The sequence below is a fragment of the Novosphingobium sp. GV079 genome, assembly GCF_003058045.1.
GTDB classification, from domain to species: domain Bacteria; phylum Pseudomonadota; class Alphaproteobacteria; order Sphingomonadales; family Sphingomonadaceae; genus Novosphingobium; species Novosphingobium capsulatum.
This window is the reverse complement of the sequence record NZ_QBUE01000005.1, coordinates 284,637-299,760: the sequence shown is the minus strand read 5'-3', so window position 1 is coordinate 299,760 and position 15,124 is coordinate 284,637. Positions and strand designations below refer to the sequence as shown.

Below are 15,124 nucleotides of genomic sequence, written 5' to 3'. Positions count from 1 at the left end.
GCCCGTTCCGGGCCGGCACTCCCCCGGCGCTGCAGTGCCCCGCTCCTGCCCTGGCAGCGCCGGAAGCCGGCCCGGAACGGGCCTTTCTTTTGTGAACATGGAACGCGATGCGGCCATGGTTCTCGTCCGCACTTCTGCTTCTCGGCCAGCTTTCCCTGTCTTGAGCATCGAATGTGGCGACGTAACCTTTTTCACACGAAGACACGAAGACACGAAGACACGAAGGGTGACGTTCTGGCTGCGCCAGTCTTTCCTTTCTTCGTGTCTTCGTGGCTTCGTGTGAAAAAATCCAAGCAGCTTCGCTGCACACACACACACACTCACACACCAGGGCCAAACAAAAACCCCGCCGGTTGCCCGACGGGGTTTCTGCTGTTTGCGTTGACCGCAGCGCGGCGAGGATCAGTCCTCGTCGCCCTTGATCAGGTAATCGGCCGCATCGGCGTCGGTGCCGTGGGTTTCCCCTTCGACCGAAGCGAGCGGATCGTCACCAATCGCGGCTTCGGGGCCCTGGGCCAGTTCGGCGGCATGCTCTTCAGCGGCGGTGCGCGGCGCGATCAGGGCTTCCTGAAGGCGACGGTTGGCGGCGCGAAGGGCGGCGTCGCGGCTGTTGGCCGCCACGCGCATGCGGTTCATGCCCGCGCCGGTGCCGGCGGGGATGAGACGGCCGACGATGACGTTTTCCTTGAGGCCGATCAGGCTGTCGCGCTTTCCTTCGACCGCCGCCTGCGTGAGCACGCGGGTGGTTTCCTGGAACGACGCGGCAGAGATGAACGAACGCGTCTGCAGCGAAGCCTTGGTGATGCCGAGCAGCACCGGCTTGCCTTCCGCGAGGCGCGAGCCCCCCGGCATCTTGGCGTTGGTTTCGTTCATTTCCTCAAGGTCAACCTGCTCGCCCGGCAGCAGGGTGGTGTCACCGCCATCGGTGATTTCCACCTTCTGCAGCATCTGGCGAACGATCACCTCGATGTGCTTGTCGTTGATCTTCACGCCCTGCAAGCGATAGACTTCCTGGATTTCCGCCACGAGGTATTCCGCCAGGGCCTCGACGCCGAGAACCTCGAGAATGTCGTGCGGATCGGGCGAGCCCGAGATCAGGTTGTCGCCCTTCTTGACGTAGTCGCCTTCCTGGACGTCGATCACCTTCGACTTGGGGATCAGGTATTCGACCGGTTCGCCTTCTTCCGGGATGATCGCGATCTTCCGCTTCGCCTTGTAGTCGCGGATGAACTCGATGCGGCCCGAGATCTTGGCGATGATCGCGTTGTCCTTGGGCTTGCGCGCTTCGAACAGCTCGGCCACGCGCGGCAGACCGCCCGTGATGTCGCGGGTCTTGGCGGCTTCGCGGCTGGCACGGGCCAGCACGTCACCGGCCTGGACTTCCTGGCCGTCTTCCACCGACAGGGTGGTGCCCGGCGCCATCATGTAGCGCGCGGTTTCACCCGAGGCGTCGTCGAGCAGGGTCAGGCGCGGACGCAGGTCTTCCTTCTTGGCGCGGCCACCGGCACGGTTTTCGGTGACGACGCGCTGGGCAATACCCGTCGCTTCGTCGACCTGTTCCGTCAGGGTGCGGCCGTCGATCAGGTCCTGATAGCGCACGATACCGGGCTTTTCCGTGATCACCGGCAGGGTGAACGGGTCCCACTCGGCCAGGCGCTGGCCCTGGGCCACCGTCGCACCGTTTTCGTGCAGCAGGTGGGTACCATAGGGCACGCGGTGCATGGCGCGTTCGCGACCATCGGTGTCCATGATCACGATTTCGCCGTTGCGGGCGAGCGACAGGCGGCGGTTGCGGCTGTCGGTGATCGTCGGGATGTCGCGATAGTGCACGGTACCGTCGCAGATCGATTCGAGGTGCGACTGTTCGTTGACCTGCGCGGCGCCACCGATGTGGAACGTACGCATGGTCAGCTGCGTGCCGGGCTCACCGATCGACTGGGCGGCGATGACGCCAACCGCTTCACCGATGTTCACCGGCGTACCGCGGGCAAGGTCACGGCCATAGCAGGTGCCGCACACGCCCTGGGGCGCTTCGCAGATCAGCGGCGAGCGGATGCGCGCCGACTGGACACCAGCCGCTTCGATCCGGGCGATCGCGGCTTCGTCAAGCAGCGTGCCCTTTTCGCAGATCACGTTGCCGGTCTTCGCCTCGATCATGTCTTCGGCCAGGGTACGGCCGAGGATACGTTCGCCCAGCGAGGCGATGGTGGCGCCGCCCTGAACGATCGCGCGCATTTCCAGCGCCCGCTCGGTCCCGCAGTCGTTCACCGTCACCACGCAGTCCTGCGACACGTCGACCAGACGGCGGGTCAGGTAACCCGAGTTCGCCGTCTTGAGCGCGGTATCGGCCAGGCCCTTACGAGCGCCGTGGGTCGAGTTGAAGTATTCAAGGACGGTCAGGCCTTCCTTGAAGTTCGAGATGATCGGCGTTTCGATGATTTCGCCCGAAGGCTTGGCCATCAGACCGCGCATCCCGGCCAGCTGCTTCATCTGGGTTGGCGAACCACGCGCGCCCGAGTGGCTCATCATGTAGATCGAGTTGATCGGCTTTTCACGGCCGTGCTCGTCGCTCGGCGTGGCGCGGATCTCGTCCATCATGGCGTTGGCCACCTGGTCGCCGCAACGGCTCCAGGCGTCGATCACCTTGTTGTACTTTTCCTGCTGGGTGATCAGGCCGTCCTGGTACTGCTGTTCGTAGTCGGCGACGAGTTCCTTCGTCTCGGCCACGAAAGCGTCCTTGGTCGCCGGGATGATCATGTCGTCCTTGCCGAACGAGATGCCCGCCTTGAACGCGTTGCGGAAGCCCAGGCTCATGATCGCGTCGGCGAAAAGGACAGTCTCCTTCTGGCCGGTGTGGCGATAGACCTGGTCGATGACGTCGGCGATTTCCTTCTTCGTCAGCAGGCGGTTGACCAGCTCGAAGGGCACCGTGTGGCTCTTGGGCAGGCACTCGCCGATCAGCATGCGACCGGGCGTGGTTTCATACCGCTTGAGATAGGACTTCCCGTTCTCGTCGGTCTGCGGCACGCGCGCCACGATCTTGGTGTGCATGGTGACCGCGCCGGCAAACAGCGCCTGGTGCACTTCGGCCATGTCGGCCAGCAGCATGCCTTCGCCCGGCTCGCCCTTGCGGTCCATCGACAGGTAATAGAGGCCCAGCACCATGTCCTGCGAAGGCACGATGATCGGCTTGCCGTTGGCGGGCGAGAGGATGTTGTTGGTCGACATCATCAGCACGCGCGCTTCGAGCTGGGCTTCCAGCGAAAGCGGCACGTGGACGGCCATCTGGTCACCGTCGAAGTCGGCGTTGAAGGCCGAGCAGACGAGCGGGTGCAGCTGGATCGCCTTGCCTTCGATCAGCACGGGTTCGAACGCCTGGATGCCCAGACGGTGCAGCGTGGGCGCACGGTTGAGCATGACCGGGTGTTCGCGGATCACTTCGTCCAGGATGTCCCAGACTTCCTTGCGTTCCTTTTCCACCCACTTCTTGGCCTGCTTCAGGGTCATCGACAGACCCTTGGCGTCAAGCCGCGCATAGATGAACGGCTTGAACAGCTCGAGCGCCATCTTCTTGGGCAGGCCGCACTGGTGCAGCTTGAGTTCAGGGCCGGTCACGATGACCGAACGGCCCGAATAGTCGACGCGCTTGCCGAGCAGGTTCTGACGGAAGCGGCCCTGCTTGCCCTTGAGCATGTCGGACAGCGACTTGAGCGGACGCTTGTTGGCGCCGGTGATCACGCGGCCACGGCGGCCGTTGTCGAACAGCGCGTCGACCGCTTCCTGCAGCATGCGCTTTTCGTTGCGCACAATGATGTCGGGCGCGCGGAGCTCGATCAGACGCTTCAGGCGGTTGTTGCGGTTGATGACGCGACGATAGAGGTCGTTCAAGTCCGAGGTGGCGAAGCGGCCGCCGTCGAGCGGTACCAGCGGGCGCAGTTCGGGCGGAATGACCGGCACCACGTCGAGGATCATCCATTCCGGGCGGTTGCCGGAATCGATGAACGATTCCACCACCTTGAGGCGCTTGATGATCTTCTTGGGCTTGAGTTCCGACTTGGTCTCGGACAGCTCCTTGAGCAGGTCTTCGCGCTCCTGGACCATGTCGAGGTCCATGAGCATGTGCTTGACCGCCTCGGCGCCGATGCCGGCCGAAAAGGCGTCTTCGCCATATTCGTCCTGCGCGTCGAGCAGTTCGTCTTCGGTCAGCAGCTGGTAGCGTTCAAGCGGGGTGATGCCCGGCTCGATGACCACATAGCTTTCGAAGTAGAGGATGCGTTCAAGCTGCTTGAGCTGCATGTCGAGCAGCAGGCCGATGCGCGAGGGCAGCGACTTCAAGAACCAGATGTGCGCAACCGGCGCGGCCAGTTCGATGTGGCCCATGCGCTCGCGGCGCACCTTGGTCACGGTCACTTCGACGCCGCACTTTTCGCAGACGACGCCCTTGTACTTCATGCGCTTGTACTTGCCGCACAGGCACTCGTAGTCCTTCACGGGACCGAAGATGCGGGCGCAGAACAGGCCGTCACGTTCGGGCTTGAACGTGCGGTAGTTGATGGTTTCCGGCTTCTTGATTTCGCCGAAGGACCAGCTGCGGATGCGCTCGGGCGACGCCAGACCGATCTGGATCTGGTCGAAGGTTTCGGGCTTGGGCAGCTGGTTGGTGAATTTCGTCAGGTCGTTCATTGCGTGATCCTCACTGGGAGGGAAACTCTGTGCATGCGGCAGGCCAGGGCGGCGGCGGAGCATGTCCGCCGCCGCACCACGACCGGCTTATTCGGCTGCCTCGGCCAGGCCATCGTCGTCTTCGGTCTCGTCGATCGACGAGAGTTCGACGTTGAGACCCAGGCTGCGCATTTCCTTGACCAGCACGTTGAAGCTTTCGGGAATGCCGGCCTCGAAGGTGTCGTCACCCTTGACGATCGCTTCATAGACCTTGGTACGGCCGACAACGTCGTCGGACTTGACCGTGAGCATTTCCTGCAGCGTGTAGGCCGCGCCATAGGCCTGGAGCGCCCAGACCTCCATTTCCCCGAAGCGCTGACCACCGAACTGGGCCTTACCGCCCAGCGGCTGCTGGGTGACGAGGCTGTAGGGGCCGATCGAACGGGCGTGGATCTTGTCGTCCACCAGGTGGTGCAGCTTGAGCACGTACTTGCAGCCAACGGTGACCTTGCGGTCGAACGCCTCGCCGGTGCGACCGTCGAACAGCGTGACCTGGCCCGATTCATCGAGCCCGGCCTTGCGCAGCATGGCGGTCACATCGGCTTCCACCGCGCCGTCGAACACCGGCGAACCCATCGGCACGCCTTGGCGCACGTTCTGGGCCAGCTCGACGATTTCGGCATCGCTGCGGGCCTTGATCTCTTCGGCGTAGTTGTCGCCATAGATATCGACCAGCAGTTCGCGCACCGCTTCGGGCGGCTCGCCCGCCTGCGGATCGGGATTGGCTTCGCGCCAGGCGTCGAGCGCCGCCCCGATCTTGTGGCCCAGGCCGCGTGCGGCCCAGCCCAGGTGGGTTTCGAAGATCTGCCCGACGTTCATGCGCGAGGGCACGCCCAGCGGGTTGAGCACGAAATCGACCGGGGTGCCGTCTTCCAGGAAGGGCATGTCTTCCTGCGGCAGGATGCGGCTGATGATGCCCTTGTTGCCGTGACGGCCGGCCATCTTGTCGCCCGGCTGCAGCTTGCGCTTCACCGCGACGAAGACCTTGACCATCTTGAGCACGCCCGGCGCCAGTTCGTCACCGCGCTCCAGCTTTTCCTTGCGGTCCTCGAACTTCTCCTGGATCGCCTTGATCGCCGTGTCGTACTGGCCCTTGGTCGCTTCCAGCTGCTGCTGGCGCGCATCGTCGGCCACGGCGAACTTCCACCATTCGTGACGTTCCACATCGGCCAGCAGCTGCTCGTCGATGTCGACACCCTTCTTGATGCCCTTGGGCGCGGCCGTGGCCACCTGGCCCAGCAGCATGTCCTTCAGGCGGTTGAAGGTGGCACGGTTGAGAATGGCGCGTTCGTCTTCGCGGTCCTTGGCGAGGCGTTCGATTTCCTCGTTCTGGATGGCGCGGGTACGGTCGTCGATCTCGATGCCGTGGCGGTTGAACGTGCGCACGTCCACGATCGTGCCCGAAACGCCCGGCGGCAGGCGCAGCGAGGTATCGCGCACGTCAGACGCCTTTTCACCGAAGATCGCGCGCAGCAGCTTTTCTTCCGGCGTCATCGGGGATTCGCCCTTGGGCGTGATCTTGCCGACGAGGATGTCACCGGGGTGCACTTCGGCGCCCACATAGACGATGCCCGCTTCGTCGAGGTTGCGCAGCGCTTCCTCGCCCACGTTGGGGATGTCGCGGGTGATGTCTTCGGGCCCGAGCTTGGTGTCGCGGGCCATGACTTCGAATTCCTCGATGTGGATCGAGGTGAAGACGTCTTCCTTGACGATGCGCTCGCTGATCAGGATCGAGTCTTCGTAGTTATAGCCGTTCCAGGGCATGAACGCGACGAGCACGTTGCGGCCCAGCGCCAGCTCGCCGAACTCGGTCGAGGGACCGTCAGCCAGGATATCGCCCTTTTCGACGATATCGCCCACGCTCACCAGCGGGCGCTGGTTGATGCAGGTGGACTGGTTGGAGCGTTCGAACTTCTGCAGGGTGTAGATGTCCACGCCCGACTTGCCCGGTTCAACGTCGCCGGTCACGCGGATCACGATACGGGTCGCGTCCACCTGGTCGACAATGCCGCCGCGCAGCGCGGCAATCGCGGCGCCCGAATCGCGCGCCACGGTGCCTTCCATGCCGGTGCCCACGAACGGCGCATCGGCCTTGACCAGCGGCACCGCCTGGCGCTGCATGTTCGAGCCCATCAGCGCGCGGTTGGCGTCGTCGTTTTCCAGGAACGGAATGAGCGAGGCGGCCACCGAGACGAGCTGCTTGGGGCTGACGTCCATCAGCGTCACGGTTTCGCGCGGCGCCATGACGAATTCGCCGTTCTGCCGGGCCGAGACCAGTTCTTCCACGAACGAGCCATCGGCGGTGGTTTCGGCCGAAGCCTGGGCCACCGTGTGCTTCTGCTCTTCCATGGCCGAGAGATAGACCACTTCGGACGAGACCTTGCCGTCGAGCACCTTGCGGTACGGCGTCTCGATGAAGCCATACTTGTTGACGCGGGCGAAGGTCGACAGCGAGTTGATCAGACCGATGTTGGGCCCTTCGGGCGTTTCAATCGGGCAGATACGGCCATAGTGCGTGGGGTGAACGTCGCGCACTTCGAAGCCGGCGCGTTCACGCGTCAAGCCGCCCGGCCCAAGGGCCGAAACGCGACGCTTGTGCGTCACTTCGGACAGCGGGTTGGTCTGGTCCATGAACTGCGACAGCTGCGAGGAGCCGAAGAATTCACGCACCGCGGCCACCGCCGGCTTGGCGTTGATCAGGTCGTTGGGCATCACGGTCGACACGTCGACCGAGCTCATGCGTTCCTTGACCGCACGTTCCATGCGCAGCAGGCCGACGCGGTACTGGTTTTCCAGCAGCTCGCCCACCGAACGCACGCGACGGTTGCCAAGGTTGTCGATGTCGTCGACTTCGCCCTTGCCGTCCTTGAGGTTCACCAGTTCCTTGACCACGGCGAGGATATCGTCGGTGCGCAGGGTGGTGATGGTGTCCGGGCAATCCAGGCCCAGGCGCATGTTGAGCTTCACGCGGCCCACGGCCGAGAGGTCGTAGCGGTCAGCATCGAAGAACAGGCCGTCGAACAGCGCTTCGGCGGTTTCGCGCGTCGGCGGTTCGCCGGGGCGCATGACGCGATAGATATCGGCCAGCGCGTGGTCGCGATCTTCGGCCTTGTCGGCCTTCATCGTGTTGCGGATCCACGGGCCGGTGCTGACGTGGTCGATGTCGAGCAGGTCGAGCTGGTCCACCCCGGCGCGGTCGAGCACGTCGAGGTTTTCGGGGCCGACTTCATCGCCCGCTTCGATCCAGATGCGGCCGGTCGATTCGTCGATCAGGTCCTTGGCGGCATAGCGGCCAAAGATTTCCTCGGTCGGAATCAGCAGCGACTGCAGGCCGTCCTTGGCCGCCTTGTTGGCAGCGCGCGGGCTGATCTTCTGGCCAGCGGCAAACACCACTTCGCCCGAAGCGGCATCGACGATGTCGAACGTCGGCTTGGCACCGCGCCACTGGTCGAGCACGAAGGGCACCTTCCAGCCGCCCTCGGCGCGCACCCAGGTAACCTTGTTGTAGAAGTGGTCGAGGATCTGCTCGCCATTGAGGCCCAGGGCATAGAGCAGCGCGGTGACCGGCAGCTTGCGCTTGCGGTCGATACGCACGTTGACGATGTCCTTGGCGTCGAATTCGAAATCGAGCCACGAGCCGCGATAGGGGATGACGCGCGCGGCAAACAGGTACTTGCCCGAAGAGTGCGTCTTGCCACGGTCATGGTCGAACAGCACGCCCGGCGAACGGTGCATCTGCGACACGATCACGCGCTCGGTGCCGTTGATGATGAAGGTGCCGTTGTCGGTCATGAGCGGGATATCGCCCATGTAGACGTCCTGCTCCTTGATATCGATGAGGCTCTTGGTCTCGGTCTCGGCGTCCACTTCAAACGTGGCGAGCTTGAGCGTGACCTTCATCGGCGCGGCGTAAGTGATGCCGCGCTGGCGGCATTCGTTCACGTCGTACTTGGGCGCTTCGAGCACATAGCCGTCACGCTCCTTGATATCGAGCGAGGCGGTGCCGGCAAAGTCCTGGATCGGGAACACCGAGCGCAGGGTCTTTTCCAGGCCCGAGACATAGCCGGTCGACGGATCGGAGCGGAGGAACTGCTCGTACGATTCGCGCTGAACCTCGATCAGGTTCGGCATCTGCACGACTTCGTGAATGTCACCGAAGATCTTGCGGATGCGCTTCTTCAGACCGGCGCGGACTGGAGCCTTGGTTGCCATAGGAGGTGAATGCCTCTTTGCTTGTCACGAGCCGGCCAAAACCGGCGGAAATCTGCCATGCGCGGCGGGTGGCACGGCACAAACGCAAACAAGGCCACGGGGCACCGCACACCCTTCCCGGATGCCCGTGGCCCGCAGCCTTCGCGTTGTACCGATGCCCGCTGCTTCCTTCCTTGAGCCTTCCCCCGCGCATGGGAAAGCCTTGCTCGAAACAGCAGGTGTTGGTTGGCCATATAGGAGCATGCCCCGCCAAAGTCAAAGGCCTGCGGGCGGCAGGCCGCCGCTGCGATGAAGCGATGCGCAGCCACATTGGCGGGCATGTCGCGGGTTTCCGACCGCAATTGTAATTAATTCTAAAATGGCCCCGGATTCCTGTACAAACCACTACCAGGATGGAGCAAAAGTTTGCGTTCTGTTTACCGTCACCGCATACGCATGGCGCCCCATGAGGCACAGCGCGCTTGACCGCGCCGCCTGCCTGCACGCCCGTTACCCCCACCGCGAGTTGTATGGACGATAGATTCGCCTTTATCTTGCCGGTCATGCAGGTTGCCTTTGGCATCGCCGCCGTTCTGGCGGGGCGCTGGCGGGTTGCCAGCGCGGGCTGGTGGGCGGGCGGATTTCTTGCCAGCGCCGCTGGTTATGCCATGCCCGCCCTCACCTTCCTGATGCCCGAGGGCGGACGCGCCATGCTGGCAGCCGTGCTGTTTGCCACGGCCTTTTTCTGTTTCGGCCAGGCGATGGGCGAACACTTTGGCCTGCGCCGCAACCATGTCTGGCTGCGCCTGGCGATCGCTGTGGTTTCGGTACTGGCAAGCATAGGGGGCGTGCTGATCGACAGCCTGCGCCTGCACCTGGCCGGATCGGACGTGGGCTGCGCCCTGCTGCTGGCGGTGCCGCTGCTGGCGGCACGCGGGCGCACGCGGCGCAGCGGAGATCGGGCGTTGATCATGGTCAGCTGGGTGGTGGTGGCCGATGCCAGCCTGCGCGCGATTGCCATTCGCTGGCTGGCGAGCGGCGGCCTTGGCGACTTTGCCGCCAGCCCTTATGCCTTCGTCTATCAGGTCACCGGTTCGCTGATCGGCGTGGCCTTTGCCATGGCGGCGCTCGCCTCGGTGATGATCGGCGTGCTGATGCGCTATCGCGACTGGGCGATCTGCGATCCGCTTACCGGCCTGCTCAACCGCCGCGGGTTCGACGAGGCGCTGGCCGGGCGCAGCGCGCATGAAAAGAGCCACGCTGCCGTGATCGCCTGCGACATCGACCACTTCAAAGCGGTAAACGACCAGTTTGGCCACCATCGCGGCGATGAAGTGATTGCCTTGCTGGCCAATGCGATCGACGCCCATCTGCCCGCGCGCGCCTTTGCCGCGCGCTTTGGCGGCGAGGAATTCGTGGTCTATCTGCCGCAGGGCGCGCTGGGGTTGGCGGGGGGCTTGGCGGGGGGCCTGGCCGGCACCGGCGCGGTTGGCACGGCGGCAGACCTGGCCGAGACGGTGCGCCGTGATTTTGCCCAGCGCGTGCAGCGCCTGCTCGGCCGCGATTTTGCCGTCACCGCCAGCTTTGGCATCTCGGGCATGACGCCGGGCGAAGGCTTGCTCGACGCGGCGCTGCGCCGCGCCGACCAGGCCCTCTATCAGGCCAAGAGTGCCGGGCGTAACTGCTGCGTGGTCAAGCCGGCGATGGCCGGCCAGCCGCCTTCACCCCTGCCGCCTACACCCCTGCCGCACCACACCGGCAGCACCACGCTGCACGCCTGAGGCGACAGTCCTGCTTGACTGCGCGGCCGCGTCTGCTATGGGCCGCAACCGAGTGGCGGACCTCGTCCTCCGCTCATCCGTCCGAGACCGTCGGCGCCGGGGTTTGCCCAGGCTTAATTTCCGACCTAGGCGGGGAAAAGAGATTTCACGGCCGCACGCTCCGTTTTCGGATCGTGGCGCCCACCGCACTGGCCACGGCCGGCGCGCAACCTCCTTCCCTTGTCGAACGGACTCGCCCCAGGTCGCTTGCGGCCCGGGACAAACGTAGCCGGCTGCAGGGGGCTTTGCCCCAGGCAGCCATTGTGAAGGAGTAAGGCATGGATCGTTCGCAAAAAGCCGAATCGGTCGCTTTCCTTAACGAACTCGTGAGCGGTTCGGGGGCGGTCATCGTCACTCGCAACCTCGGCATGACGGTGGCCCAGTCCACTGCCCTGCGGACGAAGATTCGTGAGGCCGGTGCGACCTACAAGGTTGCGAAGAACCGTCTTGCCAAGCTTGCCATCCAGGGCACCGATTACGAAGGCATTGGTGAATTTTTCACCGGGCCGACCGCCATCGCTGCCTCGGCTGATCCCGTCGCCGCCGCCAAGGTGATCGTCGAGTTCGCCAAGACCACCGACAAGATCGAAATCGTCGGTGGCGGGATGGGTTCGCAGGTTCTCAGCCCCGATGGTGTCAAGGCCCTGGCCACGATGCCCTCGCTCGATGAACTGCGTGCCAAGCTTATCGGTCTCATCCAGGCTCCGGCCACGAAGATCGCCCAGCTCACCACCGCTCCGGCGGCGAAGCTGGCTCGCGTCTTCAACGCCTATGCCGAGAAGGATGCGGCCTGAGCCGGTTCAAACGACTTTTGCCCGTGCGCACCGCATGCCGCGGACGCCGGGCGCCACATATTAACGGAGTGAAACATCATGGCCGATATCGCCAAGCTCGTTGAAGAACTGTCGCAGCTCACCGTTCTCGAAGCTGCTGACCTCGCCAAGGCTCTTGAAGAAGCATGGGGCGTGAGCGCCGCTGCTGCCGTGGCCGTGGCTGCTGCCCCCGCCGGTGAAGCTGCTCCGGCTGCTGAAGAAAAGACCGAATTCGACGTCATCCTGACCGGCGACGGCGGCAAGAAGATCCAGGTCATCAAGGAAGTCCGCGCGATCACCTCGCTCGGCCTGACCGAAGCCAAGGCCCTGGTCGAAGGCGCGCCGAAGGCTGTCAAGGAAGGCGTGTCGAAGGCTGAAGCCGAAGACATCAAGAAGAAGATCGAAGAAGCCGGCGGCACCGTCGAAATCAAGTAATCGTCTTCGGGTTCTTCCCGACGAAATGGAGAAAGGGCGGGCCGCAAGGCTCGCCCTTTTTTCGTTGCCGGTCATGCCCCTCCACCACCGCTTCGCGGCGGTTCCCCTCCCCGCCTTTGGCAGGGAGGATCTTCAGATCCTCCCCATATCGTGGGGAGGTGGCAGGCCCAGAGGGCCTGACGGAGGGGCTTTTTCCCGAACCGCAACCTTTTCAGGCGCAATTCAGGTTCAGGCGCGCTAGGCCCTGCCCCATGCCCACCCGCCAATTCCGCAAGCCGCTGGCCGCCGCCAGAAACCTGCAACCGCGTATTGCCGCCCTGGGCGGCGCGCTGGCCCTGGGGATTGCGGCCATCCTGTTTGCCCGCGCCGGCGAGGCGGTGCAGGGACTGTTCACCCGGATCGTCACGGCCCATCCGCTCGTGCCGATCGTGCTGACCCCGGCGATCTTCGTGGTCGTCACCTGGGCCACGCGCACGCGTTGGCCGGCGGCCCGCGGATCGGGCATTCCCCAGGTCATGGCCGCAGCCGAAGCGCCCGATCATCCCGTGATGGCGCCGCTGCTGTCGATGCGGACCGCGCTGGCCAAGGTGGCCGGCACGCTCGCCATGCTGCTGGGCGGGGCATCGGTGGGGCGCGAAGGGCCGACGGTGCAGTTGAGCGCGGCGATCATGGTGGCGGTGCACAAATTCCTGCGCGTACCGGTGGGCGCGGGCGTGATCATCGCTGGTGGCGCGGCGGGTGTTGCCGCTGCCTTCAACACCCCCCTGGCCGGGGTGGCCTTCGCCATCGAGGAATTGGCCTCGGCCTTCGAACAGCGCCTGGCGCTGCTGGTCATGCTGGCAGTGATGACTGCCGGCCTGGTCAGCCTGGGATTGTCTGGCGATTACATCTATTTCGGCGCGATGAGCCAGCATGTGCCGATCGTGCCGGCGATGGTCGCCGCGCTCGGCTGCGGGGTGGCCGGCGGCTTGGCGGGTGGCGTGTTTGCCCGCGTGCTGAGTGGTTTTGGCAATATCGACCATGGCTGGATCGGCGCCCTGCGCGCACGGCCGGTAGCGCTGGCGGCCGGGCTGGGCCTGATCGTCGCGGTGGTTGGCGTTGCCACCCAAGGCCTTGGCCCCGGTGGCCTCGCTTGGGGCACCGGCTATGGCACCACGCGCGGGCTGCTGTCAGGCGCGGAAACCTCGCTGTGGTTCGGCCCGGCCAAGTTCGTCACCTCGCTGGCCACGGCCTTGAGCGGCGCGCCGGGCGGCATCTTTGCCCCGTCGCTGTCGGTTGGCGCTGGGCTGGGCCAGCTGGTCAGCACGCTGTTTCCGCCAGACTATTCGGGCGCTGTGGCGATGCTGGGCATGATCGCCTATTTCGCCGGGGTGACGCGCGCGCCGCTGACCGCCGTGATCATCGTCATGGAAATGACCGCCGACCGCGCGATGATCCTGCCGCTGTTCGCCGCGGCGCTGGTGGCCGACCAGGTGAGCGCGCAGGTCTGCCCGGAAAAGCTCTATCATGCGCTGAGCCATCCTTTCCGCGCGCCCGAAAAGGCGCACTGAGTTTTCCTTTCCCCGGCGCCGCCCAATCCCTATGGGCGGTGGCATGACCGTCGCCACCTCCCTGCCCACTTCACCCGATCTGGCCGGGCCGCACGCCATGTCTGAATGGCGCGAGATGCTGCGCCTGGCTGCGCCGCTGGTCGGGGCAAACCTATTGCAGATGGCAGTGTTCGCCGTCGACGTGCTGTTCGTGGCGCGCCTGGGGGCAGAGGCGCTGGCCGCGTCATCGCTGGCGGTATCGATCTTTGGCCTGCTGATCTGGAGCCTGACCGGGCTGGTCGGCGCGACGTCTCCATTGATCGCGGCGGAACTGGGCCGCCGCCGCCATGCAGTGCGCGAGGTGCGCCGCACCGTGCGCATGGGTGCGTGGGTGGGCGTGCTCGCGGCCGTGGTGGCCATGGCGCTGTGCCAGCTGGGTGGGCCGCTGCTGCGCGCCACCGGGCAGAGCGAAGCGGTGGTGGTGCGCGCCGTGCCGTTCCTGGCCGTGCTGTCGCTGGCCTGCGTGCCGGCGGTGCTTTCCTCCCTACTGCGCACGGTCGTTTCCACGCTGGGCCGCCCCGGCATCGGCACGGCGATCACCGCGCTGGCCGTGGTGGTCAATGGCACTGGCAACTGGATCTTTGTCTATGGTCATGCCGGGATGCCGGCGCTGGGCCTGATGGGGTCGGCCTGGTCCAGCGTGGTGACCAGCAGCGCGATGCTGCTCGCCTATGCCATGGTGCTGCGGTTTGACCGGCGGCTGCACCGCTATCACCTGCTCGGCCGCTGGTGGCGCGCGGAATGGCGCCGCTTTGCCGATGTGTGGAAGATCGGCCTGCCGATCTGCGCCACGATCGTGGCCGAAGCCGGGTTGTTCAACGGCGCGGCCCTGTTGATCGGGCGCATCGGCGAAGTGCAGCTGGCGGCCCATACCGTGGCGATGCAGCTGGCGGGCATGACGTTTCAGGTGCCGTTCGGCCTGGGCCAGGCCGCCACGATCCGGGTCGGCCTGGCCTATGGCGCGCGCGACCATGCCGGCATCGCCCGTGCCGGATGGACCGCCCTGGCGATGAGCGTGGGCTTCATGGGCACGATGGCCGCCGTGATGCTTGCCATTCCCCGGCTGATCCTGGGTCTGTACATCGATGTGGGCGATCCGGCCAATGCCGCGCTGGTGGGCTATGCCCTGCAATTCCTGATCGTGGCGGCCGCATTCCAGCTGTTCGATGGCGCGCAGGCCACCTGCGGCGCGGTGCTGCGCGGGCTGCAGGATACCCGCGTGCCGATGACCATTGCCATGTTCGGCTATTGGGTGCCGGGCCTGCTCACGGCCATCGGCCTTGGGCTTTATACTCCGCTGGGTGGGATGGGCGTGTGGCTGGGCCTGATGGCCGGGCTGGTCTGCGTGGCGGCGCTACTGATCTGGCGCTGGCATCGCCGCGATCGGCTGGGCCTGCTGCCCTGATCAGCCGGCCGCATTCGCCCCGTGGCGATTCTGGCGCGTAGCAACGCACGACACGCCAAAACGAAACAAAGAATCTGTAGCTGCCCCCTTGACGCTGGCGGGCGGCGCCACCCATATGCGCCCCGCTGGCACTCTCTAGGTGAGAGTGCC

At 65.1% G+C, this 15,124-nt stretch carries 7 protein-coding genes; 5 read left to right on the top strand and 2 right to left on the bottom strand.

The genetic code is table 11. The annotated features are described in order from the left end of the window. Positions 1-402 precede the first annotated feature (402 nt). The gene (gene rpoC, locus C8K14_RS09280) at positions 403-4,683 is read right to left on the bottom strand and encodes a DNA-directed RNA polymerase subunit beta' (protein ID WP_022676492.1); all 4,281 of its coding nucleotides are present in this window, start codon (positions 4,681-4,683) and stop codon (positions 403-405) included. A gap of 87 nt (positions 4,684-4,770) precedes the next feature. Next, positions 4,771-8,934: a DNA-directed RNA polymerase subunit beta gene (rpoB, locus tag C8K14_RS09275; RefSeq protein ID WP_022676491.1), complete on the bottom strand. Its 4,164-nt coding sequence runs from the start codon at positions 8,932-8,934 to the stop codon at positions 4,771-4,773. A 509-nt stretch (positions 8,935-9,443) separates the two neighbouring features. Between rpoB and C8K14_RS09270 the strand changes: the two genes are divergently transcribed. The 5 genes from C8K14_RS09270 (at position 9,444) to C8K14_RS09250 (ending at position 14,974) form a co-directional block, all read left to right on the top strand. Next, positions 9,444-10,694: a diguanylate cyclase gene (locus C8K14_RS09270; RefSeq protein WP_107716445.1), complete on the top strand. Its 1,251-nt coding sequence runs from the start codon at positions 9,444-9,446 to the stop codon at positions 10,692-10,694. Between the two features lie 317 nt (positions 10,695-11,011). Then, the gene (gene rplJ / locus C8K14_RS09265) at positions 11,012-11,527 is read left to right on the top strand and encodes a 50S ribosomal protein L10 (protein WP_022676489.1); all 516 of its coding nucleotides are present in this window, start codon (positions 11,012-11,014) and stop codon (positions 11,525-11,527) included. Positions 11,528-11,605: 78 nt separating this feature from the next. Next, positions 11,606-11,980 (top strand): 50S ribosomal protein L7/L12, encoded by a 375-nt coding sequence (gene rplL / locus C8K14_RS09260; protein ID WP_022676488.1) that lies wholly within the window; start codon positions 11,606-11,608, stop codon positions 11,978-11,980. A gap of 251 nt (positions 11,981-12,231) precedes the next feature. After that, positions 12,232-13,530 (top strand): chloride channel protein, encoded by a 1,299-nt coding sequence (locus C8K14_RS09255; protein ID WP_107716444.1) that lies wholly within the window; start codon positions 12,232-12,234, stop codon positions 13,528-13,530. Between the two features lie 43 nt (positions 13,531-13,573). Then, complete coding sequence (locus C8K14_RS09250; RefSeq protein WP_369974048.1) at positions 13,574-14,974, top strand: MATE family efflux transporter; 1,401 nt, start codon at positions 13,574-13,576, stop codon at positions 14,972-14,974. Positions 14,975-15,124: the final 150 nt, after the last annotated feature.